The organism is Chitinispirillales bacterium ANBcel5, assembly GCA_029688955.1.
Taxonomy (GTDB): Bacteria; Fibrobacterota; Chitinivibrionia; order Chitinivibrionales; family Chitinispirillaceae; genus Cellulosispirillum; species Cellulosispirillum alkaliphilum.
Genome location: JARUKZ010000043.1, coordinates 13,234 through 35,952 on the forward strand (window position 1 = coordinate 13,234; position 22,719 = coordinate 35,952).

Annotated in this window: 18 protein-coding genes; 13 read left to right on the top strand and 5 right to left on the bottom strand. The window is 43.5% G+C overall.

Translation table 11 applies throughout. The features are described 5' to 3' along the window. The first annotated feature begins 226 nt into the window (after window positions 1–226). Window positions 227–715 carry a cyclic nucleotide-binding domain-containing protein gene (locus QA601_16455; GenBank protein MDG5816690.1) on the top strand — a complete coding sequence of 163 codons (489 nt, stop codon included), beginning with the start codon at window positions 227–229 and terminating at the stop codon, window positions 713–715. A gap of 22 nt (window positions 716–737) precedes the next feature. On the opposite strand, the gene QA601_16460 is transcribed toward QA601_16455, so the two are convergent. From QA601_16460 to QA601_16470, 3 genes are all read right to left on the bottom strand, one after another. Then, complete coding sequence (locus QA601_16460) at window positions 738–1,868, bottom strand: serine/threonine-protein kinase (protein ID MDG5816691.1); 1,131 nt, start codon at window positions 1,866–1,868, stop codon at window positions 738–740. Window positions 1,869–1,927: 59 nt separating this feature from the next. Next, entirely contained in the window at window positions 1,928–2,731 is an 804-nt protein-coding gene (locus QA601_16465) for an amidohydrolase family protein (protein MDG5816692.1), read from the bottom strand. 276 nt (window positions 2,732–3,007) lie between these two features. Then, a complete protein-coding gene (locus QA601_16470; protein MDG5816693.1) occupies window positions 3,008–3,883 on the bottom strand; it encodes an HDOD domain-containing protein in 876 nt (291 codons plus the stop codon). 165 nt (window positions 3,884–4,048) lie between these two features. Here QA601_16470 and QA601_16475 point away from each other — a divergent pair, with 165 nt between their 5' ends. Next, window positions 4,049–5,992 carry a S8 family serine peptidase gene (locus tag QA601_16475; GenBank protein MDG5816694.1) on the top strand — a complete coding sequence of 648 codons (1,944 nt, stop codon included), beginning with the start codon at window positions 4,049–4,051 and terminating at the stop codon, window positions 5,990–5,992. Window positions 5,993–6,014: 22 nt separating this feature from the next. Here the strand turns inward: QA601_16475 and QA601_16480 are convergent, their stop codons facing one another. Continuing rightward, window positions 6,015–7,898, bottom strand: a complete 1,884-nt coding sequence (locus QA601_16480; protein MDG5816695.1) for a hypothetical protein — start codon at window positions 7,896–7,898, stop codon at window positions 6,015–6,017. A 136-nt stretch (window positions 7,899–8,034) separates the two neighbouring features. On the opposite strand from QA601_16480, the gene QA601_16485 reads away from it, so the two are divergent. The 11 genes from QA601_16485 (at window position 8,035) to QA601_16535 (ending at window position 21,013) form a co-directional block, all read left to right on the top strand. Further along, the gene (locus QA601_16485) at window positions 8,035–9,828 is read left to right on the top strand and encodes a tetratricopeptide repeat protein (GenBank protein ID MDG5816696.1); all 1,794 of its coding nucleotides are present in this window, start codon (window positions 8,035–8,037) and stop codon (window positions 9,826–9,828) included. Between the two features lie 167 nt (window positions 9,829–9,995). Beyond that, window positions 9,996–10,508, top strand: coding sequence for an RNA polymerase sigma factor (locus QA601_16490; GenBank protein ID MDG5816697.1), 513 nt, complete (start codon window positions 9,996–9,998; stop codon window positions 10,506–10,508). After that, window positions 10,505–11,302 carry a zf-HC2 domain-containing protein gene (locus tag QA601_16495; protein MDG5816698.1) on the top strand — a complete coding sequence of 266 codons (798 nt, stop codon included), beginning with the start codon at window positions 10,505–10,507 and terminating at the stop codon, window positions 11,300–11,302. Before QA601_16490 ends, QA601_16495 begins: the two co-directional genes overlap by 4 nt. A 6-nt stretch (window positions 11,303–11,308) precedes the next feature. Next, window positions 11,309–12,808 carry a caspase family protein gene (locus QA601_16500; protein ID MDG5816699.1) on the top strand — a complete coding sequence of 500 codons (1,500 nt, stop codon included), beginning with the start codon at window positions 11,309–11,311 and terminating at the stop codon, window positions 12,806–12,808. 110 nt (window positions 12,809–12,918) lie between these two features. Then, window positions 12,919–13,473 carry a hypothetical protein gene (locus QA601_16505; protein MDG5816700.1) on the top strand — a complete coding sequence of 185 codons (555 nt, stop codon included), beginning with the start codon at window positions 12,919–12,921 and terminating at the stop codon, window positions 13,471–13,473. Window positions 13,474–13,509: 36 nt separating this feature from the next. Further along, window positions 13,510–14,061 (top strand): hypothetical protein, encoded by a 552-nt coding sequence (locus QA601_16510; protein ID MDG5816701.1) that lies wholly within the window; start codon window positions 13,510–13,512, stop codon window positions 14,059–14,061. A gap of 122 nt (window positions 14,062–14,183) precedes the next feature. Beyond that, a complete protein-coding gene (locus QA601_16515) occupies window positions 14,184–14,777 on the top strand; it encodes a penicillin-binding protein activator LpoB (GenBank protein MDG5816702.1) in 594 nt (197 codons plus the stop codon). A gap of 31 nt (window positions 14,778–14,808) precedes the next feature. After that, a complete protein-coding gene (locus QA601_16520) occupies window positions 14,809–16,266 on the top strand; it encodes a hypothetical protein (GenBank protein MDG5816703.1) in 1,458 nt (485 codons plus the stop codon). Window positions 16,267–16,376: 110 nt separating this feature from the next. After that, window positions 16,377–17,288 (top strand): hypothetical protein, encoded by a 912-nt coding sequence (locus QA601_16525; protein ID MDG5816704.1) that lies wholly within the window; start codon window positions 16,377–16,379, stop codon window positions 17,286–17,288. Window positions 17,289–17,300: 12 nt separating this feature from the next. Beyond that, window positions 17,301–18,137 (top strand): M48 family metallopeptidase, encoded by an 837-nt coding sequence (locus QA601_16530; GenBank protein MDG5816705.1) that lies wholly within the window; start codon window positions 17,301–17,303, stop codon window positions 18,135–18,137. A gap of 125 nt (window positions 18,138–18,262) precedes the next feature. Continuing rightward, window positions 18,263–21,013 (top strand): AsmA family protein, encoded by a 2,751-nt coding sequence (locus QA601_16535; protein MDG5816706.1) that lies wholly within the window; start codon window positions 18,263–18,265, stop codon window positions 21,011–21,013. A gap of 152 nt (window positions 21,014–21,165) precedes the next feature. Here the strand turns inward: QA601_16535 and QA601_16540 are convergent, their stop codons facing one another. Continuing rightward, window positions 21,166–22,251, bottom strand: coding sequence for an alpha/beta hydrolase (locus tag QA601_16540; GenBank protein MDG5816707.1), 1,086 nt, complete (start codon window positions 22,249–22,251; stop codon window positions 21,166–21,168). Between the last annotated feature and the right edge of the window lie 468 nt (window positions 22,252–22,719).

Sequence of the window (22,719 nt, forward strand, 5' to 3'; positions counted from 1 at the left end):
TTATTGCCAGCAAAAATACTATACAGTACGACTTACTGGGGATGATGTTGAAGAGGTTGGGATTAAAGTGGCTACAAACGGGGGGAAATAGATCCCTTTTTTAGGCTACGGCAAAGTTTTTGCACTATTTATACTCCGGCATAAATAGGTTTGAGGGTAATAATGCTCTGGACTTATAGTGCAAAACAGGTTAGAATCATTACTACAATATTCAGGAGTTATATAAATGTACTCTGAAAAGAAAACAGCTGCTGATACCATCCTGCCGGTTCTTAAAGATGTCACCATCTTCGCCGGTCTCTCAAAAGAGGCTATATGCTCTATCTACGACAGCTGTGATATTGTGGAAGCATGTATCGGAGAAGTGCTTCTTAAGGAGGGGGCACCAGCCACCGATATCTTTATCCTTCTGAGGGGAAGGGTTTCTATGGTGCTTAATACCGCAGGCCAAAGCCTTGAGATTGGAGATTTCGGCCCGGGAAATTGTATCGGGGAAGCCTCTGTTATCGGGATTCAAAATCACAGCGCCTCTGCAGTGGTGATGGAAGATGCTACTCTACTTGTGCTGAGCCGAAAACTTCTCATGGATCTGTTTCAATCCGATCTCAACCTCTTTTCTCTTCTTATTTTAAATATCGCACGGGAAATCGCCCGAAGACTTCACCACTCAGATGAGATTCTGTTGCATTACGGCCAGAGAATGAGGCAGGAGTAGGAAAGGCTCTTTCACCTGATTTCTATGTCGTTGTTACTTTCTCTTTATCTTTGTCCGAAATGAATTTGTTTAAATCGTTAAGTGCCTCTTCCATGGTCTGGTATCTGGACCAGCGGTCATTCATACATTTTAAAATGATTTGGTGAAGCTGCTCAAAGCCAGTTGGAGGAGTTCGCGGGGTAATCTCCTGACAAGCAAGCTTCTCTAAGAGATTTGAAGTAGTATCGCTTATATCTTTGGGGTGTGAACCATAGAGCAGCTCATAACAGATTACTCCAAAAGAGTAGATGTCGGTACGTTTGTCTATGGTTTTAGGGTTAAAAAACTGCTCTGGTGATAAGTAAAATTGTGACCCGATAATAACAGCATCGTATTTATCGGTGTAGGATTTTATCCATCTTACTGTGCCAAAATCCCCGATCCGTACATCAATATCACACTGGTTCTCTCCACTGCAGTGGTTGCAGAGCTCTTTTGGGGATTTGGTTCTTGGAAAGAGAATGTTTTCCGGTTTGATGTCACGGTGAAAAATGCCTTCGGTGTGCACATTGCTGATTTTTTCTGCTATTTTGCTCATTATACGACAGCGACACAGGGGGGATTTGCCGTAGTGCTGTTCTTTACTCTCATTTATGTAGTCTCTTAAAGTCATCCCCATTCTTTCCATAAGGATGAAACGAAACTGATTGTTACTGTCAAATTCCCCATGATCATAAACCGGCACCACACTGTTTGCCACATTTTCCGAAACACTTTTGGAAAGATCCCACTGAACATAGGATTCGTTTTTAAAGCGTTGTTTTACCTCTTTTACCCGCATCTGCTCCTGATCGTACTTGAACTGTTTGCCTTTGCGGATTCTAAGCAGATCTTCCCGTAAAATCTTTATGGCAAAATCCTTTACTCCGTTATACTCTGAAGTGGCACTATACACATCAGCAAATCCTCCCGTTCCGATATGCTCTTCGATAACTATTGGGGGTTTGTGATGTTTAAAAACTTTTCTGAGTATCTTTTGCTGTTTCTTTAGCGGGCGGCGATCGGAGGGTAAAATTTCAAACTCCATTCTAAACTTGAATGGTATCGCATCACCTATTTTTGAAACCAGATAGTCTATTGGTTGATAGCTCTCTTTTATACTCTTTAAAAACATGTAGCAGTATCTTTTTGGCTGAAAGTCATTAATTTGCAGAGATCAGAAAAATAGTCATATTAGCGCGATAGTCCAAGCAGAAAAGATGCGTTTTTTTCAAAAATCAGCTCCTTATCTTTACTGCTCAATGTGCTCTTATCAACCCACTGTATACATTCACCCACATCGTACCAGGGAGAGTCGCTACCAAACAAGATGTTTTCGGTGCCATGTTTTCTGCACAGTCTGACAAACTCCTTTTGAGGCATAAACTTATTCACCGCAGAGGTATCAAACCAGATATTTTCACCACAAAGCACCTCTTCTACCCGCTCCCACACTTTCCAGCCACCCATATGCGCCGCCACCATCTTAAGCTTAGGAAACAGATGACGTACCCGTTTTACTGCTTCGGGAAGTGCATGGTCACAGGTGAATGGGCCCGGATCTTTGCCGGTATGAAAAACCACAATGATTCCTGCTTCACTGAGCCTGTCATATATAGGATACAGGGTTTTGTCGTCAATATAGAAATACTGATACTCCGGGTGAAGTTTGATCCCCTTTACTTGAGAAGTGACCAAAAAATCGATCTCCTGCTCCCAGTTATCCATCTCAGGATGAAGCGTTCCGAAGGGAATGATATCGCTGTGTTCTTTTAATTGTGCACTTGAGCGATTGATGCCCTGTACCTGAGGTGGCTTGGTGGAGACGGGAAGGGTAACCGAATGGGTTACACCATTTTGTTTCATAGAGCTTATAAGTCCGCTCAGGGTTCCATCGGTATAGTTTTTCATACCTTCTGAAGTCTCAATCAGTTTATCTATTGCCCTAGGGGCTATCTCTTCGGGGAAAAAATGGGTATGAAAGTCGATAATAGTCATCTTTAATGGTGCTCCTGATGCTCTGTTTAGGTGCATAGGAAAAATAAATAATGTTTGGTGCTTTTACAGAATTTTTATTTGGTGGGTTATTGTGATCAAAGAAGTTGTTGGACCATTTTTTTTGCAGAATCGGCTTATAGTAATTTTGCAGCCAATTTAACACGAAACAGTTTATCGGCTCCTTATCATGCCAGGTGCGGGATTTCATTACCCGGACAATACTAGAATGCAAATAGTGTAATTTTCTGCTGGGATTGTACCTGTTTTTCCAAACCTCTATTTCATAGCGATATCGATATACACCGCTGATTTTTCCAGTTCACCGGGCAAACGGCCCTTTATATCTTCAATATCCTCTATAGAAAGCTTTAGCATCGCAAGACACTCTTTATTAAGAGGAGGAGAAATTAATTCAGGGTTAATTTTATTTCCGGTTTCATAGCATAACCAGTCGGCCAGATTACAAAGTGCAGTGATATCTTTTACCTCTTCATCCTCAGACAGTGCATGGTGTTTAATTATGGGGGTAAAAATCTCCTGAGGAAGGCCCCATCCGGAGATTAAGTGCCGGGCAACATCACTGTGGGTATAGCCAAGCTCCATCTCTTCAGCGTCAAACAGAGGTATCTCTTTTTTGTGTGCTGTTTCAAGTGCATGGTGAAAATCCTCATGCATATACTGCTCCATTACAACTTTGCCAATATCGTGCAACAGACCTGCACAGAACGCTTCATCAGGGTCAAAAAGGGTGAATTTCTTAACCCGAAAAGCAAGCATTTTAGCTGCCAGTCCACAACAAAGAGAATGAATCCAGAAAGCTCTTCTGTCAAATAAAGCCGTTTTTCGCCTGTCGTCCGGGAACATATCAAAAACGGTAAGGCTTAGTACCATAGTATGAATGACCTTGAATCCAAGTATCACCACAGCATTGTTGATATTGGTAATAGAGTGTGGTATACCATAAAAAGCACTGTTTGCCAGTCGTAGGATTTTAGCGCTCAAAGAAAGATCCTGACTAACAAGAGCAGAGATGTCGGTAGAGGATGTCAGAGGATCATTTATCATCCTCATAAGATGTGATGCCACCTGAGGCAGGGTGGGTAGATTTGAAATGTTACGAATCTTGTCGAACAACTCATGGTTAACACTCATGATTTATCCTTCCAAACAGAATATTGCCACTTCAGATAACTATATTATAAGAATAAAGCAGAGGTATTTAAAGATAATTCAGCTCTGTTTTTTTTACTACAAAGCTGTATTGTTACATTTTCCGGCAAACTAAAGAGTTATAAAAACAGCGTTAAGGTATATTGTATGAACCACATAACTACTTCAGTTGTAGTGTTACTTCTTTTTTCTGGTATAAATGCTTCAAAGCTGCACGAAAGTCTTCACCGGCTTGGGCCCGAAGACACGGTGAATGTTTGGGTTTTTTTCACCGATAAACCAGCCACTTTAAATCGGCCAACCGGATCACCCAGGGCACTAAAGAGGCGTGAGCACTACAATTTCAAAGAGGATTTTAGCAGCGTGTCTGTTTGCTCAATCTATATCCAAAGAGTAGAGAGGCTGGGTGCGACTTTGCGTCATCGCTTTGACTGGGAAAACGCAGCCAGTTTCTCTGTGAGTGCCGATAAACTAAATGCAATCGCTTCCTTATCTGTAGTTCGGGAAGTGCGGCCTGTTCTAAGTTTCACCAAACCTGTGGAATCGAAGCGTTTAAAGCAAAAAAGTTTGGGGTATACCGGTCAGTATCATAGTGAGATGGTCGCTGTGGACAGAGCGCATCAATACATCAAAAAGAAAAGAGGGGAGAAACCGGGTGAAGGGGTATTGGTGGCTTTCTTTGATTCCGGGTTCAGACTTGATCACAATTGTTTTAAAGCATTGGTTGAGGATAACAGAGTCATCGCTACCCGAGATTTTGTGGATGGTGGGGTGGATGTGCATGATCCAGATTCTGTGGTCAACAACAATGAGCATCCCTATTTTGGCAGTGATCATCACGGCACCCAGACTCTCTCTGTGGTAGCGGGTTATGAGCAGGGGCAGTTTACCGGTGTTGCTTATGGAGCAGAGTTTGCCCTTGCCCGTACCGAGGATATCGCTGTTGAGGTTAGAACTGAAGAGGACAACTGGGCTGCAGCTGTTGTGTGGGCAGAGAGTTTGGGAGTCGATATAATTTCAAGTTCTCTGGGTTACCGGGACTATTTTTGTGACCCTGATGAGGATTACTTCTTTGAAGATATGGATGGCTATACGACAATTGTGTCAAAAGCTGCACATCATGCAGTTAGACGTGGAGTTATTGTTGTTAACTCGATGGGTAACAGCGGACACTCTCAGAGTGGAACAGTGATAGCCCCGGCTGATGCTCAAGGGGTGATTGCCGTAGGTGCTCTTTCTCAATCAGGTCGCATCGCTCACTTTAGCAGTTCGGGCCCTACCTATGATGGTAGGACTAAACCAGATCTGGTCGCACCGGGTGTGGGAATTCTTGTCCCGGTTGGATATTCAGATAATCTTTACTCTAACACAGGAACAGGCACCTCATTTTCTGCCCCTATTGTAAGTGGGATATGTGCTTTAATTATTCAAAATTCGACAAACAGGGATGTCGGTTACATACACCAGCGACTCTTTTCTTCCGCTTCATTTGTAAGTGGGCAGGATTCAATTGATAATGTACATGGATGGGGAATGCCTGATGCGCTTTTGGCGACTATGCAAGCAGATGAAGTCTTTCTTGCGGTTTTTGACAGCGCAGACAATCCGGTTTCCAGTGCTCTGATAAATGTGCATGGCACTGTGCATAGAACCGATCCTTCTGGTGTGGTCTCTTTTTCGGTTAACGAATCGATACTTCCCGTTACAGTTGATATCTCTGTTTATGACAAAAAACACAAGGAGATTGTGATTGAGTCGCTTCCACATAGTTCTACTCTGGAATTAGATATCCCACCACCTCCAAAACCATATCTCAGAACCTATCCAACGGTGGTAAAAAGAGGGCAGGAGCTAACCATCGATTTTTATGGTGGGCAAAGAAAATTTGGAGCTTCACATGCAGAAATAGTGGTGCGGTCTGTTGATGGAAGATTTGTGTTTGGGGACAGAATCTTTTATCACGGTGGAGGCTCTGTGGGCTACACCTATGATGGTCGGGTTAACGGTCGTAGAGTCGCGCCAGGGCTTTATTATGTCTCAGTATCTTACGGCGGCGTGCGATTTGTAGATCGGTTTCTTATTTCAAAATAGGGTTAGAGTAAAACGATGTGAATTATCGTTGTATGTACCAGTTTACGCCCCAGCGGAATGTGACACCAGGAGAAAAATAGCCGGGTACCCAGGCATGTCTTCTGTTTAAAAGATTATTAACCTTGTAGAAAAGTCTAAAGGAACTTATATGAGCTGAAAGCGTTAAGTTGAGGTCGTAAATAGGGTTGTTCCAGCTGGTGTGTCCTGCAAATAGAACAGGATCACGTTCACTCCAGTAGTCAAAAGCAATTTTACCTTCATAAACAGCGCTTGTACCCGAAGGATCCAAAGTAAGAGAGGCGATACCTGATGCTTTCAGGTGAGGCTTTGTATCGCTTATAAGTGCTCTTGTAGTAAGTGTGAGGCCATTATTAAACCTAATCCCCGGGGCGATTAAGAAAACGTGAGCTGGCTGAGCGTAGGGTGGGGTGTTTTGCGGCCAAACACTTCTTGAAGCCAGGTCCGATAGTCCGTAAATATTTTGATAGCCAAGTAGTAACCCTGCATCCCCATGGCGCAATAACAGTTCTGCTCCAAAGTGGTAGTAAGGATCTGCATCGGGAACAAAAGAAAGTGTATCAAAGCCAGGATAAATAGTATGCGCATCCCTGCGGGCGAACAGGTTAAGGTGGTTATCACCAAAAGTTAAATCCAGTGAAGTGGAAAATAGCGGAGAAAATTGGGTATTAAGTTCTCTGTTAAGAATTGAGTATCCTGCAGAAACTTTAAAAAAGCCACTACCTGTGCTGTTTTCATACAGTGACCGTCGGTAGAAAACCCGGGGTATATTTTCAAAGGTTTTTTGTTCTTCATCATTAAATAGTTCAAGTTTCCGTCTTTTCCCCTGATAATGAAGCCCTGCTGTGTCATTTGGGGTTAAAGCGTAACCAAGGTTTAAAGAATACTCTATTTCGTCTATATCAGCACGTTTTTTTCCTGTGCTCTGGGAATCGGCCGGGAAGACAAAACGGTACCGTTCATCGATAAGCTTAGCAGAAAAATCATAGAAAAGAGGTTCGGAGATGTTCTGTTTTGCCCCAATTTCAAACCGGTAGATATACCTGTCAAGATCTGCCCACTTTAGTGCTGTTGGGGATTGGGTCGGTACATCAAGCGCAAAATCATTGCTGAGGTCACCATAAGATAGTGAACCGTAAAAGTATTGATCTGCAGAATCGATATATTTGATTTGTGCACCGGTAATGTGTTCGTTTGTAAGAGGGTTATAACCTCTGTTCATAAGCAGAGATGAATCTGTAAAGTTTTCATAAAAATCAATTACGTTATTTCTTTCGTGGCTAAACCTTTTGCCTTCAAAATGACGATAATTTGAGAAAAAGTTAAACATCAGATTGCGGCTCAAAGGGCGTGCGAAACGGAATGTAAGTATGTTTTCATCAAATACACCGTTTTCCCAAAAAGCAACTACTTCAGGAGTTGTAAGCTGCTTGGGGAAATGTGTCGCACTGAGCTTGGGGCCCGGACCGATCGTAATGGCATCCATCTGTGTACTGAATGTATAATCTGATCCTGAAAACTGACCCGGAGTTAAAGAAAGACCAGAAGTTGTGTTAAGGTCTATGACATTTCCATAAGGCAGCGCACGGTTTAATGAACCGGAAAGAGTGAAGGGAAAAGAAACCATTGAAGGGTGAAACCGAAGCATCTCTGAGAGTGCGGTACCATCAGTTCTGAAAATATGTGACTCGTTGAGGGCAGTAAAAGAGAAGAGGGGAGTATCTGCAGTGTGCTGATAAAGAGCTCTTCGTGATGTTGCGGGATTGTGAGAATCTTCAACGTTCAACTGGTGCGTTACTGTACAGGTTTCGGTACTGTGAGCCTCAGTAGTAACATCCAACAACAATATAGCAGCAGTTAGTACTGTAATCAAAGGTAAGTTAAACATTTCTTTAAAATACAATAAGCACCTATGATCTTAACAGTATGTTGCCATTTTTTTAAGACTTTTTTTACTCTCAACTATCTGAATGTATTTTAGGTATAATTCAAATGAATTTTGAATCCAGGGAGAAAGGCAATCTATGCTCCGGAAAACTTTTACGCTGTTTTTGTACTGCTCAATTATGCTTATATTTGGGTGTGCCTATTTTAACACCTTTTATAATGCCCGAACTGCTTTTAATGAGGCCTACAGAGAGCATGAACTACTGTTAAATGAGAATCCCGACAGTTTCTATGTAACTCCTACCGAGCAAATGGTATACGGCTACACCCGGGCTATAGAAAAATCGGCGAAAATGATGGATGTGTACCCGGATGCCGATAAATGGCATGAAAGGGCCACCTTTTTGATGGGGCGGGCGCTTTTTTACCGGGGTGATTATACCTTCTCGATAAACCGTATGAGAGATCTGGAAGACACCTTTCCTCAAAGCTCCTATATACCCCAATCATATCTCTACAGAGCAAAATCCCATATTCAGACAGGTGATCTTAACAGTGCTGAAGATTTACTGGATTATCTGCTCTATAAGTATCCGGATATGAATGAAGAACATCAAATTACAATGCTAATGGTGGATATTGCCTTACGGCGTGGCGGTCGAGCTCTTGCCATCTCCATGCTTCAAGAGGTAATGAGTGGCAGATCGGGAGGTAATGTTGGTATTCTATTGCGCACGGCAGAATTATATATCGATATGGAACAATACGCCAAAGCACAGCAATTACTGCTCTCGGCTCCACGTACCAGAAATGTTTTTCTGGCCTACAGAATCGAGCGTGCGCTGCTTAGATGCTACGTGGCTACCGATGAGCTTGAAATTGCACTGGAGCATGTGAATGCAATGCTCAATAACAGGCGTTATTACCAGTATCACTATGAAATTTTGTTTGAAAAAGGGATGGTGCTAAAAGACCTTGGGCGGCTGGAGGAGGCTGTTGCGCTATTCAAACGGATTACTCAGGAAAGCGAAGAATTGGCCGGTTATGCATGGATTGAACTGGCTTTTATATACCAGAGACAACTGGGGGACTTTGAGCTTGCCACAGAAGCCTTTCAGAATGCCTCGGCAGTGCCTGATACAGCGGTATCAAACCAGGCTACACGTAAGTACAATGCTTTAGAGGCAATACGGGCACTTAGAGATCCCGATCCAAACGACACAACGTCCTACGAGCAGCGGGTTTTAAAAATTGCTGAAATATTCAATTTTGAGCTCGGGGTTAAAGATTCTGCCTTCAGCCACTACATGGAACTCGCGGACGGAGAGTGGAAGGATACCTCTATTGCTCCCAGAGCCCTATCGATGGCGGCGATAATAGCCAGAAGTGATATGGCTGATACCACCACAAGTGACAGTTTGCTCAATGTGGTGATCGAAAACTATCCTCAGACAGAGTATGCCCGAAGTGCTCAGCAACTAAAACAGGTTGAAGTCACTGTTCAAACCAGTGGCTCTATCGCCCAAAAGGAGTTTAAAAAGGCTGAGGAGTTGTTGTATGATAAAAATGAACCCATAGAAGCAGTAAAGGTGTTTTATGGTGTCTATAGTCGTTTTCCTGAACTCGATATCGCTCCCAAGAGCCTCTATATGGCTGCTCACGTTTCTGATAATGTGCTTCAAAGAAATCAGGCCGCTTTAACACTGTATCAGACTCTCTGTGATTCATATCCGGAGAGTGAATATTGTATGCAAAAAGCCGGACCCAGAGTGCAGATAGCCATGGACACCATTAGTGCCAGAAGGGAACTGGTTGAAGCTGCCAGGGCGACACAAAAACAACAGCAGATCTCTGAAGATGACACTCCTGAGCTTATCGAAGTGATTGATGAGTTTATAGGGGAGGACTCTACCAAAACACAGAGAGAGTAGGGGAAAAGTGATGTATAAAGCCTGGAATCGCAAAGTCTTTTTTTCCGGGTTTGCTGGGCTATGGTAGAACTATCATGGATTAAAATTGTTGTTTTTGCTGTTTAGAAAAAAAACACAGAGCGTTTTTGTAACCTACCTGCGTCTTACTAATTAAAAGGGCAAAATGAATGAGTGAGTCACAAACTTCTTCTTGCTGTGAACTGAGTAACCTGTATAGGCGCTATGCATCGGTAGTGCACTCACGCTGTGCTTCTATTCTTAAATCAGAGGATGAGGCGTGGGATGCTACCCAGGAGGTATTTATGAAGCTTTCCAGATCGCTTCCATCAATTAAAAGCAAAAATGCTATCTTTTCCTGGCTTATGAGTGTGAGTACAAACCATTGTATCTCTCAGCTGCGCAAAAGGAGGTTGGAGGAGTTCAATGAAGCTATTCATTTCTCAAACCCCGCTCTTCCACCTCAGGAGAAGCGTTTTGTGATGAAAGAGCTTTTTGAGAGGTTCATGATGCCCTGGGATAAAAAAGTACGAGAGGTGCTTTTTTATACCTATATAGACGGCTATAAACAGCATGAGATTGCTAAACTCACCGGATTGGGTGAATCTACCATACGCAAATACCTCACCCGATTTCGCCGGGCATGTGGTGAGGCGAAGGTTAATCCAAGGGAGGTTATATGAAAACTGAACCTGGAAAACTTAAACTGCAACTCTTCTTTACCGGTGAATTGCAGGGAGATGAAGAGCGGGAGATAAAAAACCACCTTCAGCATTGTGAAAAATGCAAAGCGTACCTCAAAGAGCTTGAAGCTGAACGTAAACGGTTTTTAAATACGTATCCCTTTGAAGATCTGGCACAAAACAGAAAAAAGAATCCTGTAAAACTGCCCCTAAAAAAACGTAGATTCTTAGCCTATCCATCACCTTTGATGCTGCCTGCGGCTCTTATACTACTGTTGTTAGTATGGATTCCTGTTTATATGGTAAACGACAGCAGCAGCGATGAAACGTTGTTCAGGTATAAGGGGGATTCAGCCGCTCTGCAGTTTCTCTATAAAAGAGATGGCGCTATAGAACGGGGACACCGGGATATGCTGTTTAAAGCTGGCGACCGTATCCAAATTCTTTACTCTTCACTTGAGAATGCTTCCTATGTTACACTCTTAAGTGTGGATAATCTGGGTACGATCTCCTTTTATCATCCCAATCAGGATTCCGATACCTGTTCAGTTCTGGCCGAAACAGGGGCTGACCAGCTCTTTCCTTCAAGTATTATTCTGGATGAAAATGCCGGCCAGGAGCTCATTGTTCTTCTGTATTCATCAACTCCTCAGGAGGTTGATAGTGTCAGAGAATGGGTACAAATTGAAGCTGCAGAGAATTACGCTGATCTGGCCCGGTTAAAAACCAGGTTATCGCAAAACCTACCCTTAAATGGTGTTACTGTAGCTTCACTTCTTCTTACTAAGGGGTAGATATATATGAAGGTTGCAGTATGGTTTCTTGTAATTTTTTGTATAGCTGTATCTGCATTGGAAAACAATCGCTATGCCGTATTGATCGGATGCAATGATGGGGGTGCAGAACTTTCTATCCTCAACTATGCTGAATCGGATGTTAAACGATTTGCAGAAGTCTTGACCGGTCCAGGTCAATTTCCATCTCAAAATGTAGTATCACTCTTTGCTCCTGATGTTTCAGAGCTGCAGGAGAGTATTACCATTATTAAAGAGCAAATTCAAACCAATGGTAACTTTGATGACGCGCTGTTTCTGTTTTATTATTCAGGGCACTCAGACGGCGACCATTTATTGCTTGGAGAAGAGAAGTATCCGCTTAAAAAAATCAAAGCACTTCTTAACGAGTCTGAACTGGCAGGTGTAAGAATCGGAATTTTTGATGCCTGTTACAGTGGAGCAGTAACCGGGTTTAAGGGGGGAAGGCGGGCTGATCCCTTTTTTATGGATACGAAGCAGAAAGTAAAGGGACTAGTGTTAATTTCCTCTTCAGCAGCTCATCAACGGGCTCAGGAAAGCGAAACACTGAAAGGTTCTATTTTCACTCATCACTGGATTAATGGCCTCAGTGGAAGTGCTGATTTAAATGGGGATCGTTATGTCACGCTCAATGAGGCGTACCGGTATGCGTACCATAAAACCATAGAATCTTCGGCTTTGACCGGGGGAGGAGTTCAGCACCCTTCCTACCATTTTAATATTCAGGGTGAGGGCGAAATTCGCCTTACAAATCTTAACAAAGGTACCCTAAGTGGTATCCTTTTTGACCGATCCACCCAGGGGTCGTTTTTGGTCCTTAGCCCAACATACAGTGATGTGTATGCGGATTTTACCAAAGAAAGCGGAAGAGAGCTCTTTGTTTCTCTTCCACCGGGGGAATACAGTGTTATAAATGCAAGAACCTCAGAGGTGTTTCAGCGAAATATGGCTGTTAGCCATAGAAATACCACAATTATAACAAGCAGGATGCTTACAGAGATGCCCCTTATTGACAGAACCCGGGTGAAGGGGCCTGAACAACCTGGTACAGAAGGTAGTGCGCAAAGCAATTCTTTGCCCTCAATGAGGTGGGGCTTTGGTGGCGGGGTGCTGTCCCATATGGGCTCTGGCGGTCAATCGGATATAGTACTTTCAGCCACCGGCTCTTACCAGCTTGATGCAGATATGGATCTTTTCTTCAATCTTAACGTTCAGCCCTTTGCTAAAAATGCAGGCTTAAATGCCGGGGTGAATGTCTACTCTCAGATAAACGATTTCGACGTTTTTGCAGGTGTAGGGCCGGGCTTACGGTACATGAGCTCCGGTAAGGATGTGGCGATGTCTTTAAGAACTCATGCCGGCTTCTCCAGAGTACTTGGAAATAATATTGAAATTCAGGCCATGATACCTTTTATTATCAACTTTTCCAGAACCGGGCAGTTTGGTACTGGTATTAAGATGCGTTTTCTGTTTCCGGGTAGTTAAACCATGCTGGTGTTAACTATCGTAAAACCAAATAAAAGTGTAGCTTTTTTCAAACAGAGCAGCGTCTAATAGATAGAACAGAGAGAAAACATTTTTCAAGTGAGGTTTTAATGAAAAAAGTGCTTCTAAGTTTTGCTTTAGTGCTGGGGGTAAGCTTAAGTGCGTATGCGGGCAATTCTGGTGTGCATACAACGCCGCTTAAGATCTATAGTGGAGGAATAGGAGTTGGGGCAATGGTTCCCCTTGAGCAGGATGTCGATTCTCCATCACAACAACTTCTAAGGGTATCGTTCATAAATTCATGGCATTTCAGGGAACATGTCTCCTTGTTTCTTGATGTGAATTGGTTTGCTCCGGGATTGAATGTGGGAGCGGATGCGGGGTTTGATTTTCTGCTTTCCACTTCCTATTTCAGGCCATTTTTCGGTTTTGGTATAGGTGCCCATCATTTCGAAAGTGATGAACATGATGATTTTCGAAGCAATTTCGGACCATCGGCAACCGCTCACATCGGCTTTGAACTGGATATTACCGAAACCGTTCAGGTCAGAGCAAGAGTGCCCTATTATGTCGTTTTGAATGAAGAGAGAAACCACGGTGCTGGTTTGGATATTGGTGTTATGTTCACAAGCCCTCTTAGAAGGGTTAGGAAGCTGAACTATTAATTGGGTTGGGAAAAAGTCTTTTCACAGGAGAAAAATATGAATAAGATAGCAATTGTTACACTCTTTTTATCGGCGCTCTCTGTCGTTTGGGTGGCCAATGCTGAGAACGACTCTTCAAAGGATAGAAATGTTACAATCATTCAGGGAAGGTCCACCGCTGATGGTAAATCGGATATGAAGGAGCGTCTTTTGGAGGAGTGTATTGTTTCATTACCAGCAGTTGATGAGCTTGAGGCTCAGGTGGATGCCCAAAGTGAGTATTTAAGGGAAATAAACGGTGAAGCCGGAAGAGATGAATTTGTGAACACCTACTCAGCCACCATCGAAATCAACTATATGCTCCATCAAAAAGTGCTCGTGGTGGTTACAACCAGTACCATACAGGCCCAGGAACCGGTGATGAAAGTTGTTGATCGAAATATCAGGCAGACGGTACGATTTGAATCCAATCCGGCAAACGGGGATATCTTTGCCGGAAGATCAAACAGACAGTATTATTTTAGTACCCGTGAGGGGGCTATAGAGGATGCCAGAGAAAGGGCGCAGGTGTGGCTGAAACAACAGTCTGCTGTAGTATGCCCCGATTGATTCTTTTTAGTACCTATTATTAGGTAATCAATGATGAAAAAGTTTATTTTGTGGTTAATTGAGCAGCTATCCTGAAACGGGTAGATATAAAGAAAAAAGAGTACGACTTAGAGGAGGCCTTTATGGGAAAGTTTAAAGCGTTGATTTATCTTGCACTTGCGCTGATTGTGGCAGGTTGCTCGACTAAAGTTTCAAGAGTAGATACCGATTCTACCATCGACCTGACTGGTAGATGGAATGACACCGACTCACGTCTGGTTGCTGAAGAGATGATAGAAGACTGTCTCAATCAGCGCTGGCTCTATAAATGGGAAACTGAAGGAAAGCGGCCTACCGTTATCGTAGGAAATATCGTCAACAGGAGTCATGAACATATAAACACCCAGACCTTTACCAGAAACATAGAGCGTGAGCTTTTAAACAGTGGTAGGGTGCAGTTTGTGGCCACACGGGAGGAACGTGAGCAGCTCCGTGAAGAGCGTCTCGATCAGGCTGAACATGCTTCAGTGCAGACACAGCAGCAGATGGGTGAAGAATACGGTGCTGATCTGATGCTTATTGGTTCCATAAACACAATTGTGGACCAGGAGGGGCGCAGAGCAGTTATCTATTACCAGGTAAATATGGAACTGGTTGAGATTGAATCCAATATGAAAGTATGGATCGGTGAAAAGCAGATTAAAAAGTATGTGGAGAGAGCATCTACAAAGTTCTAATCCTTCCAAACTTGAGAGGCACTTCAGACCGATGTTTTATACGTGTTTTACTACTTTCAAAAAAAGTACCGCTATCATTCTTCTGACTGCCTCTTTTTTGCTCATTTCCTGTGCCGGCAGAAGTGCGTTACGCCAGGAAAAGATCAACAAAACTGTTACCAGTGGCGATTTTCTCTCCGCTGTATCGATGATTAAGGATAATGACAATCTTTATGGCAGAAACGAGCAGTTTCTGTATTACTTCGATATAGGGGTGCTGTATCATTATGCCGGGCTTTTCGATTCCAGTACCACCTATCTTATGAAGGCTGCTGATGTGCACGATCAACTCTTTGCGCGATCCATTACCAATGAAGCAGCAGCCATAATGACCAATGATAACATGCGTCCCTACCGAAGCAAACGCTATGAGCTGGTAATGCTGCATCTGTTTACTGCTTTAAATTTTAAGGCACAGGGAAGGATCGATGAGGCTTTGGTCGAAAGCCGCAGAATGCAGCTTCACTTTGATGAATGGCAGCGCACCGATTCAAGAGGAAGAAGATATACCAGTGATGGGCTCTTCCATCTGATCACATCCTTTGCTTATCAGCAGGTTGGAGAAAGCAGCAATTCTCTTATTTCCCTTTACAAAGCAGTTCAGGCATATCAGCGTGGTCCCGTTAAGCTGCCCCCCGAAGTTAAAGGGTATGCTTATAATCGTTTTGTACGAAATGACCGGGCCGATGATACTGCACGACTTAATATCTCCGCCCCAGGGCAAAATACCTGGCCGGAGAGGAGGGGTTCGGAAATTGTACTGATAAGCTATGCCGGAAGAGGTCCGGTGCTTAAAGAAACCGCCTGGTCGGGTACCTATATAAAAGATGGGCTTCTGGTTATTAACCATAAAGGCCCCGATGGCAAGAACGAGACTATCAGTATGCATGCCCCGCCCCTGCCTGCTTCCGAGTACGAAAAGGCCAATGAGGGCAAACCTACCAGATCAGGAACGACGTTTCATGTAAAATTCGCGTTACCAACTGTTAAAACGTTTCCATCCCGCACCAACAACTTTTCGGTGCTGTTAGAGGAATCCGGAAAGAGGTTTAATTCGGTGATGGTAAATGATCTTGATGCTACTACCGAGAGCTATCTGCAGGAGAACTTAAACACTATAGTAGCCAGAACCGCTGTGAGAGTGGTTTTACGCACCATTGCAGCTGAAAGGGCTAAGGCCAGAGTGCGTACAGAGAACCCATTGGCTAATCTGATGATCAATCTGGGAACCGATGTCCTTAGCTCTCAGATGGAGCGGGCTGATGTCAGAGGGGCCTCTGTTACTCCAAAAACTGTTCATATGACCAGAATACCTGTGGAGCCGGGGGTGCACAATTTGGTGATAGATGCTCATGATAGAAATGGCAATGTGATTGAAAAAAAGAGGTTTGAAGATATAGCGGTAAGAAGAGGGCAGAAAAAGTATCTCTTTCACCACTCATTTAAGTGATCCTGGAAAAAGTGTTCTTGCTTTAACATGGGGGTGATTGTATATATTATAATGTTTTTTTGAGGCAGATTAAGCGAATAAAAAAAACCTTTAAAATCACAGGAGGAACTATGAAAAGGATACTTGCAGTTGCGGCTTTGGTAGCCACAGTGGCATTAAACGGTTGTGGACTTGTGGATTCAGATGAAGACCGGGTCGATTTCGAAGGACTCAAGGTCGATGGCACGGTATACGTTGGAGGTGGTACCAGAGGTATAGAAGGCAGACTTGATGGAACTAATGAAATTGAGAGGTTTTGGTTTGAAGTTTATGATTCTTCCGATGAAGATGTAAGCAACTCATTTGACTTTGTATTTGATGAACTTAATGATAGGAGAATCAGGTTTCCAAGAGATACTGAAGCCACCATACGCGCCACCGATTCAGACCTTCCCAGTGGAGAGTACAGACTGGTGGTGGTTGCACGCATCTCAGGCAGAAACTTCAGAGGTGAGGCGTACTTCAACGTCATTAATGATAATGAAGATCAAAACGGTGATGTAGAGCCCGATCCAACTCCGGTGAACGATGTTACTGTTACACTTGGAGGACATGGCAACAATGATATAGGAAGTTCTGTTAATCTGGACAACGGACAGGTTATGATGGCTACTGCTGCAAAAGAATCCGGTTCTGGAGTTGATATCGTTTATACCTACTCAGGTGTTCTCAATAGCCCTGTTCTAATGACACCTGTTTATACAAAGGAAGACAGTAATATCGGGATCTTCGCAGATTGGAATGACCCTCATGATACACGCTTTCACAAAGTTGCTATGACCAGCGCTGAATTTAATAACGTTGAGTCTGTAGAAGAGGTCGAAGAACTTTTTGATCCATCTGAAACGTTTGAAGGACGTGTTCCTTGTGCACAGGGTGATGTTTTCGTCGTAGAAACAACAGAAGGAGCATATGTTCTTATCAGAATCGATACGGTCTCTTCTGATGCAACTGGCACAGCTACCATTAAAGTACTTAACTAAATTATTGCAATAATGATGGATACTGAATCTCAGTATCCATCAATTAACCATCGTAAAAAAATGATGAAAAATGGTCTTGCTTCCACTGCTTTTTTTCTTCTGCTTCTCACTTCCTGCACTACTGTTTCCTATATATTCGTCTCCGATCAGCAGGAGGTGGAACTTGGAAACCAGATTAAAAGAGAACTGCTCAGTGACTCCGATGAATATCCGGTGTATAACAGAAACCAGGCTGTCGTTCGCTATGTCGATTCCATAGGACAGGCTTTGGTCAGAGCACAGAGTGATCGCAGAAATATTCCATTCACCTTTACTATCATCGATAAGAATGTAATAAACGCGTTTGCTGTACCCGGCGGGCACGTATTTGTGTACAGGGGCCTGATAGAGGCCTGCAGAAATGAGGCAGAGCTTGCCGCTGTTTTAGCCCATGAGATCGCTCATATCACCATGCGCCACGGAATAAAACTCCTGATTAAGCAGTACGGGGCTGCTCTTTTAATCGATATCGTTATTGATGATGATAATAGTCTGAATCACTACCTTAGCAATATTGCCGCCTCCATGGGGTTTCTCAAATACAGCCGCAACAATGAATTTGAAGCTGACAGCCTCGCTGTTGAGTACTCAATACTTGCAAACTATAACCCCACAGGGATGGAAACCTTTCTTACGCTTCTCAGGGATGATGCACCTGCTCGCCCCCGAATAGCAGAGATTTTCAGCACTCACCCAAACCCTGAAGACCGAATAGAGCGTGTGAAGGGGATTATTGGGCGCAAATCCCAAAACCTCAGTGACGCACAGCTCTTTAGAGAGCGATTTATGCACTATCACTCACAAATCTAAACCTCAAAACTACTTATACCAACACAAATTTAACTCCCGGCTTTCCTTGTTGCGCTAAACACATAGTATATTTATTCAGAAACTCTTACCTGTTTGATTCCTTAACTCTTCTACGGGAGATTTTGATGAAAAAGCCTCTAAAATTTGCTCTTATATCGGGTAGTTCACTGATTATTTTGTTCGTTGCGGGGTTAGTGACCCTGTTTGTCATGTTTCCTCCCGAAAAGATAAAGGACATGGCGGTAGTTGGTCTCGAAGAGGCGCTTGGCAGAGAGATCAGCGTGGAGAGCGTATCATTCAGTATCTTCCCCGCAATCGGGGTTTCCCTTTCGGGCGTAGAGGTAGCAGATACCGAACGAGAAACATTTACTTCACAGCGCCCCTTTATTCGCTTCGAGAGATTTTTAATCTCTATATCTGTCAGATCAATCTTCAAGGGCTACCCTGAGATAACTTCAGTTATACTGGATGCCCCGCAGATTGTAATTGAAGTAGATGAAGAAGGGGCATTTAATTTCGATGATCTTAAGGTTCTTGCTGAAGCAGATACTACCGGTGAAGTGGTGGAAGCTGAAGAACCTGTAATGTTGCCGGTTCCTATCACCTTGAGAAGGCTTTCCATAAACAGAGGTGAACTTCAGTATCTTGACAGTAAGGATGATATAAATGTAACAATTGCAAGCCTTGATCAGAACGTTACACTTTCGATCGATAATGAACTGCGTAATATTGTAAGCACCGGTACACTTCTGCTCGATGATATAAGTGTAAAAACAGCTGAAATTCCAACTCCTCTTTCTGATCTAAATTTTACTTTCAAACATAACCTCACATTGAATTTGGTTGAAGGAACAGTAGACATCGAAGAGATACGACTTTCTTTGCAGAAACTTTATTTTACTATGTCAGGTACAATCTCTGATATTGAGGGTGATCCTGAGCTGGATCTTGCAATCAACTCCGAACCGTTTGATATTAAAGACATTCTCGCGGAAATTCCCGTAGAAATACTTCCTGACAAAGCAAAACTAACCGCTTCAGGAACCGCACAGCTTAATGTCGCAATAAAAGGGGTACTGAAAGAGGAGCAGCCCTTGCCTCTTAAAGGTAATCTTACCTTTAACGACGGGTTGATCAGGTATGTGGATCTTCCTCAATCTATCAGTAACATCAACAGTAAAATAAATTTCACGGAAAATACCCTTGAAGTACTTCAAACGGGATTTAACTTTGGCACCAATCCGGTAGAGCTTGAGGTAACGATCGTTGATTTCGAAAGACCTCAGGTAGATGGGTTTTTAAAGGGAAAATTAGATCTGTCTGATGTAAAGGATATGATGGAACTGCCACCCGGAGCCGCGCTTTCGGGGATAGTGAACGCGGACGTAAGTGTAAAAGGCGAAGCAGACCCCGAAGATCCTTCTAAACTGGATCTGAACGGACGGGTGGATTTGGAAAATCTCAGTATCAAATGGCCACCGCTCTTAAAACCTGCTGTTATAAATGGTGAGTTCACACTTACATCAACTGCCATTGGCGAAAAACTATCCGCTACTATAGGCAGATCTTCCTTTGACATGGAAGCAGAGATTACCGATTACCTCTCACTTGTTTTGCCGGACAGCGAAAAAGAGTTTAATCGGCCTAAAATAGTTTTCGCTTTAAATTCACCGCTATTGGATGTTGATGAACTACTGCCACCTCAGGAGGGTGAGCCGGAAGAAAGTGGCGAGGCGGGAGCACCGATGATCGCGCCGCTTCCGGGTATCGATATGTATGGCACCGTAAAGGCCGGAAAGATAATTTTTGATGGTCTGGAGATGGATGATCTTAACGTGGATGTCACGGTAGTAAATGATAAGGCAGATATAACCATGAGAACAGGATTCGCCGGTGGGAGAATCAGCAATGTTCTTAATGCTGACATCTCAAACGTTGAAAATATCAGTTTTAACAACAGGCTTAATGTCGATCAAATACAGATTAACGATCTTATGAGAGGTTTTGGCGATTTCATCGAGCCGACCACCGCGCTTAACCGTGAGCTTAAAAATATCCAGGAAGCGCTGTATGGAAGTATAACTGTTGCCGCCAATCTTTCAAGTAGTGGTGGGACACCTGAGCAACTTACCGATAATCTTAGTGGAAACGCAGAGGTTAAAGTAACTGATGGCCGGATTTCCAATGCACTGGTTCTGGAACGGATGTCGGGTGCACTGGAGAGATTTATCGAGATCGATGATGTTAACTTCAGACGTCTGTCAGCTTCACTGCGCCTGGATAAGGGTAATATGATTTTCGATGACCTTCAGATCTTATCCGATTATGGTGACTGGGCCGCAAGTGGAACTGTAGGTCTGGATACTGAACTGGATATGAAAGTGTCCAACAGATTAAGTGAACGGGCAAGTCGTAGTGTCTTGTCAGTTCAGAATACCGGAAGAGACGCACTGAAAAATCTGCTCTCCGGAACCGCGCTGTCCTCCGCGACAAATATTCTCGATGATGTGGGAATACCGTCAGATGCTCAGGGCAGGGTTACCGTAAAGATGGATCTTGGGGGTAATCTTTCCGATCCTAAGGTCGCGTTTGCGGGGTTTGGTGAAGGAAGTGCTCCGGCTCAGCAACAGCAACCCAGGCCATCGGTAAGAGAACGTGCTACAGAGCAGATACAGCAAACCGTCGATCAAAAAAGAGAGCAGCTTGAAGAGCGTTTGGAACGGGAGAAACGCCGTGCGGAAGAACAGGTACGGCAAAAAGCCCGCGAACAACGCGAAGCGGTAGAAGAGCAGAAGCAAGTCATTGAGGAAAAAAGAAGAGATGTAGAAGAGGATATACGGGAGAGAGGGGCAGAAAAACTAAGGAGACTCTTTTAGAACTTGCGTTTAAAAGTGAGAATCTGAAAGTGTTTGCCCGGTTTGATCTGTGACCACACAGGTACCTGCCCTAAGCCTCATAGTATAAAGGAGTTGTAATCACCATCAGTGTGACTACAACTCCTTATAGTTTATATCTAAGATTCTACCAATTACTTGTGAGATGGTTCGACTCGCAGATACGCACCCGCTCCATGAATCCGGTTAGGTGTATTCGTTCTGTTAACCCTTCGCCCCCTGAGATCATAATAGTTGCCCGATCCAAGATTATTACGTAAATTGATCTGCATGCTTCTTTGATCCTTTACAGAATTTGAGGATAGGTTCCTTACGTTTCTGGTTGACGCAATTGATGTGCTACCATTAAACAGGTTGTAGAGGAAAAGAGATGCCTCATTCACAATCTCTTCCCAGTGTCCTTCTAACCCATGTCCTCTTCCTTCATAGGTTAATAATTTATTGTCAATATTCAGTTCGTCGAGGGCTTCATGAATAACAGCACTTCCATACATTGGTGGTAATAGTGGTATGCTAAATGGGTGGCCTACCCCATAAGGTACGACCGTATCACCTGTTTCATGTGCGCTGAATACAGGAATAGAAGCTGTTTGCAGCAGTAGAGTATCACCGATCGCGCCACTGAAACTCAGTACCGCACTGATTGCATAGGGGTGCTCAGATTCACTGGCATCATCAGGTAGTTCCGGCAATAGTGAGTGGTTAAGCGCGGTTATTGCTCCTGCGCTATGTCCGCCGCTAACTATCTTTGATGTATCGATACCATACTCCTGAGCATTTGCCCTGAAAAAACGTACCGCTTCACGCGAGTCGATAACTGCATCATTGATCGCCTGTTCGAAATCAGGAAACAATTGTCCTGTTCCCAATGTCGCGAGGCGGTAGCTAATGGAGGCAACGGCATATCCCCGCAGAGCCATATTTATGGAAAATGCCTCGATTAGTTCATCCTTACGCGATCCAGTCATAAAACCACCGCCGTGGATTGCAATCAGAAGGGGCCGTTCTGGAACGGTATCACCTTCAGGAGAATAAAAATCGAATTTCAGTGTGTCAAGGTTACCGTTGTTATTCTCCACAATGCTGTATACAATATCATCCTGCCTTGTAACATCAGGAAACACGACGTCTCTGAAACGTGTTTGTCCGTTTACTGTTATGAAGAAAGCCAGCAGTAATAAGGTCAGCACTACTACCGTTTTCAATTTGTGTGGCTGCATACAGAACCTCTTTTCAGTATAAGTTAGAATGTGAGAGATATAACATTTGAAACGGAAAGACTGGATAGTAATATAAATTAAATCTCTGAAGCTCACAAAGCAGTACTACTCCTATGGTTTATAGTTTTGAAGACGCACTTTTCTTAAGTACCGACAGTATATCTGGTTTTTAGGTCCTTACTCACCCTGCTACGGTATTCCTGTTATTCCTTTCGATGGATGCTTTGATGCTCTTCTCAGGCCGTATTTTCGATTGCTGAGATATCTTTAATGAGGTAAAAAGCGTACCAGCAATGGCTTCAAAGGACAGATTATAAGGTGCCGGAAGGTCTGGTAGCCATGCCGGAGCCCGTTGAAAGGGGATCTGAGAGCGGGGGAAGTGTTAATCACCTGCTCCTTTAATGTTGCTCCGTGCGGGGTAATACTTAAGCAGTAACGACTTTACACTTCCCCCACACGGGGCAATAG

Excerpts from the sequence above, each read along its gene's own strand:
- QA601_16455 (MDG5816690.1), top strand. The coding sequence starts at position 227 with ATGTACTCTGAAAAGAAAACAGCTGCTGATACCATCCTGCCGGTTCTT.
- QA601_16460 (MDG5816691.1), bottom strand. The coding sequence starts at position 1,868 with ATGTTTTTAAAGAGTATAAAAGAGAGCTATCAACCAATAGACTATCTG.
- QA601_16465 (MDG5816692.1), bottom strand. The coding sequence starts at position 2,731 with ATGACTATTATCGACTTTCATACCCATTTTTTCCCCGAAGAGATAGCC.
- QA601_16470 (MDG5816693.1), bottom strand. The coding sequence starts at position 3,883 with ATGAGTGTTAACCATGAGTTGTTCGACAAGATTCGTAACATTTCAAAT.
- QA601_16475 (MDG5816694.1), top strand. The coding sequence starts at position 4,049 with ATGAACCACATAACTACTTCAGTTGTAGTGTTACTTCTTTTTTCTGGT.
- QA601_16480 (MDG5816695.1), bottom strand. The coding sequence starts at position 7,898 with ATGTTTAACTTACCTTTGATTACAGTACTAACTGCTGCTATATTGTTG.
- QA601_16485 (MDG5816696.1), top strand. The coding sequence starts at position 8,035 with ATGCTCCGGAAAACTTTTACGCTGTTTTTGTACTGCTCAATTATGCTT.
- QA601_16490 (MDG5816697.1), top strand. The coding sequence starts at position 9,996 with ATGAGTGAGTCACAAACTTCTTCTTGCTGTGAACTGAGTAACCTGTAT.
- QA601_16495 (MDG5816698.1), top strand. The coding sequence starts at position 10,505 with ATGAAAACTGAACCTGGAAAACTTAAACTGCAACTCTTCTTTACCGGT.
- QA601_16500 (MDG5816699.1), top strand. The coding sequence starts at position 11,309 with ATGAAGGTTGCAGTATGGTTTCTTGTAATTTTTTGTATAGCTGTATCT.
- QA601_16505 (MDG5816700.1), top strand. The coding sequence starts at position 12,919 with ATGAAAAAAGTGCTTCTAAGTTTTGCTTTAGTGCTGGGGGTAAGCTTA.
- QA601_16510 (MDG5816701.1), top strand. The coding sequence starts at position 13,510 with ATGAATAAGATAGCAATTGTTACACTCTTTTTATCGGCGCTCTCTGTC.
- QA601_16515 (MDG5816702.1), top strand. The coding sequence starts at position 14,184 with ATGGGAAAGTTTAAAGCGTTGATTTATCTTGCACTTGCGCTGATTGTG.
- QA601_16520 (MDG5816703.1), top strand. The coding sequence starts at position 14,809 with ATGTTTTATACGTGTTTTACTACTTTCAAAAAAAGTACCGCTATCATT.
- QA601_16525 (MDG5816704.1), top strand. The coding sequence starts at position 16,377 with ATGAAAAGGATACTTGCAGTTGCGGCTTTGGTAGCCACAGTGGCATTA.
- QA601_16530 (MDG5816705.1), top strand. The coding sequence starts at position 17,301 with ATGATGGATACTGAATCTCAGTATCCATCAATTAACCATCGTAAAAAA.
- QA601_16535 (MDG5816706.1), top strand. The coding sequence starts at position 18,263 with ATGAAAAAGCCTCTAAAATTTGCTCTTATATCGGGTAGTTCACTGATT.
- QA601_16540 (MDG5816707.1), bottom strand. The coding sequence starts at position 22,251 with ATGCAGCCACACAAATTGAAAACGGTAGTAGTGCTGACCTTATTACTG.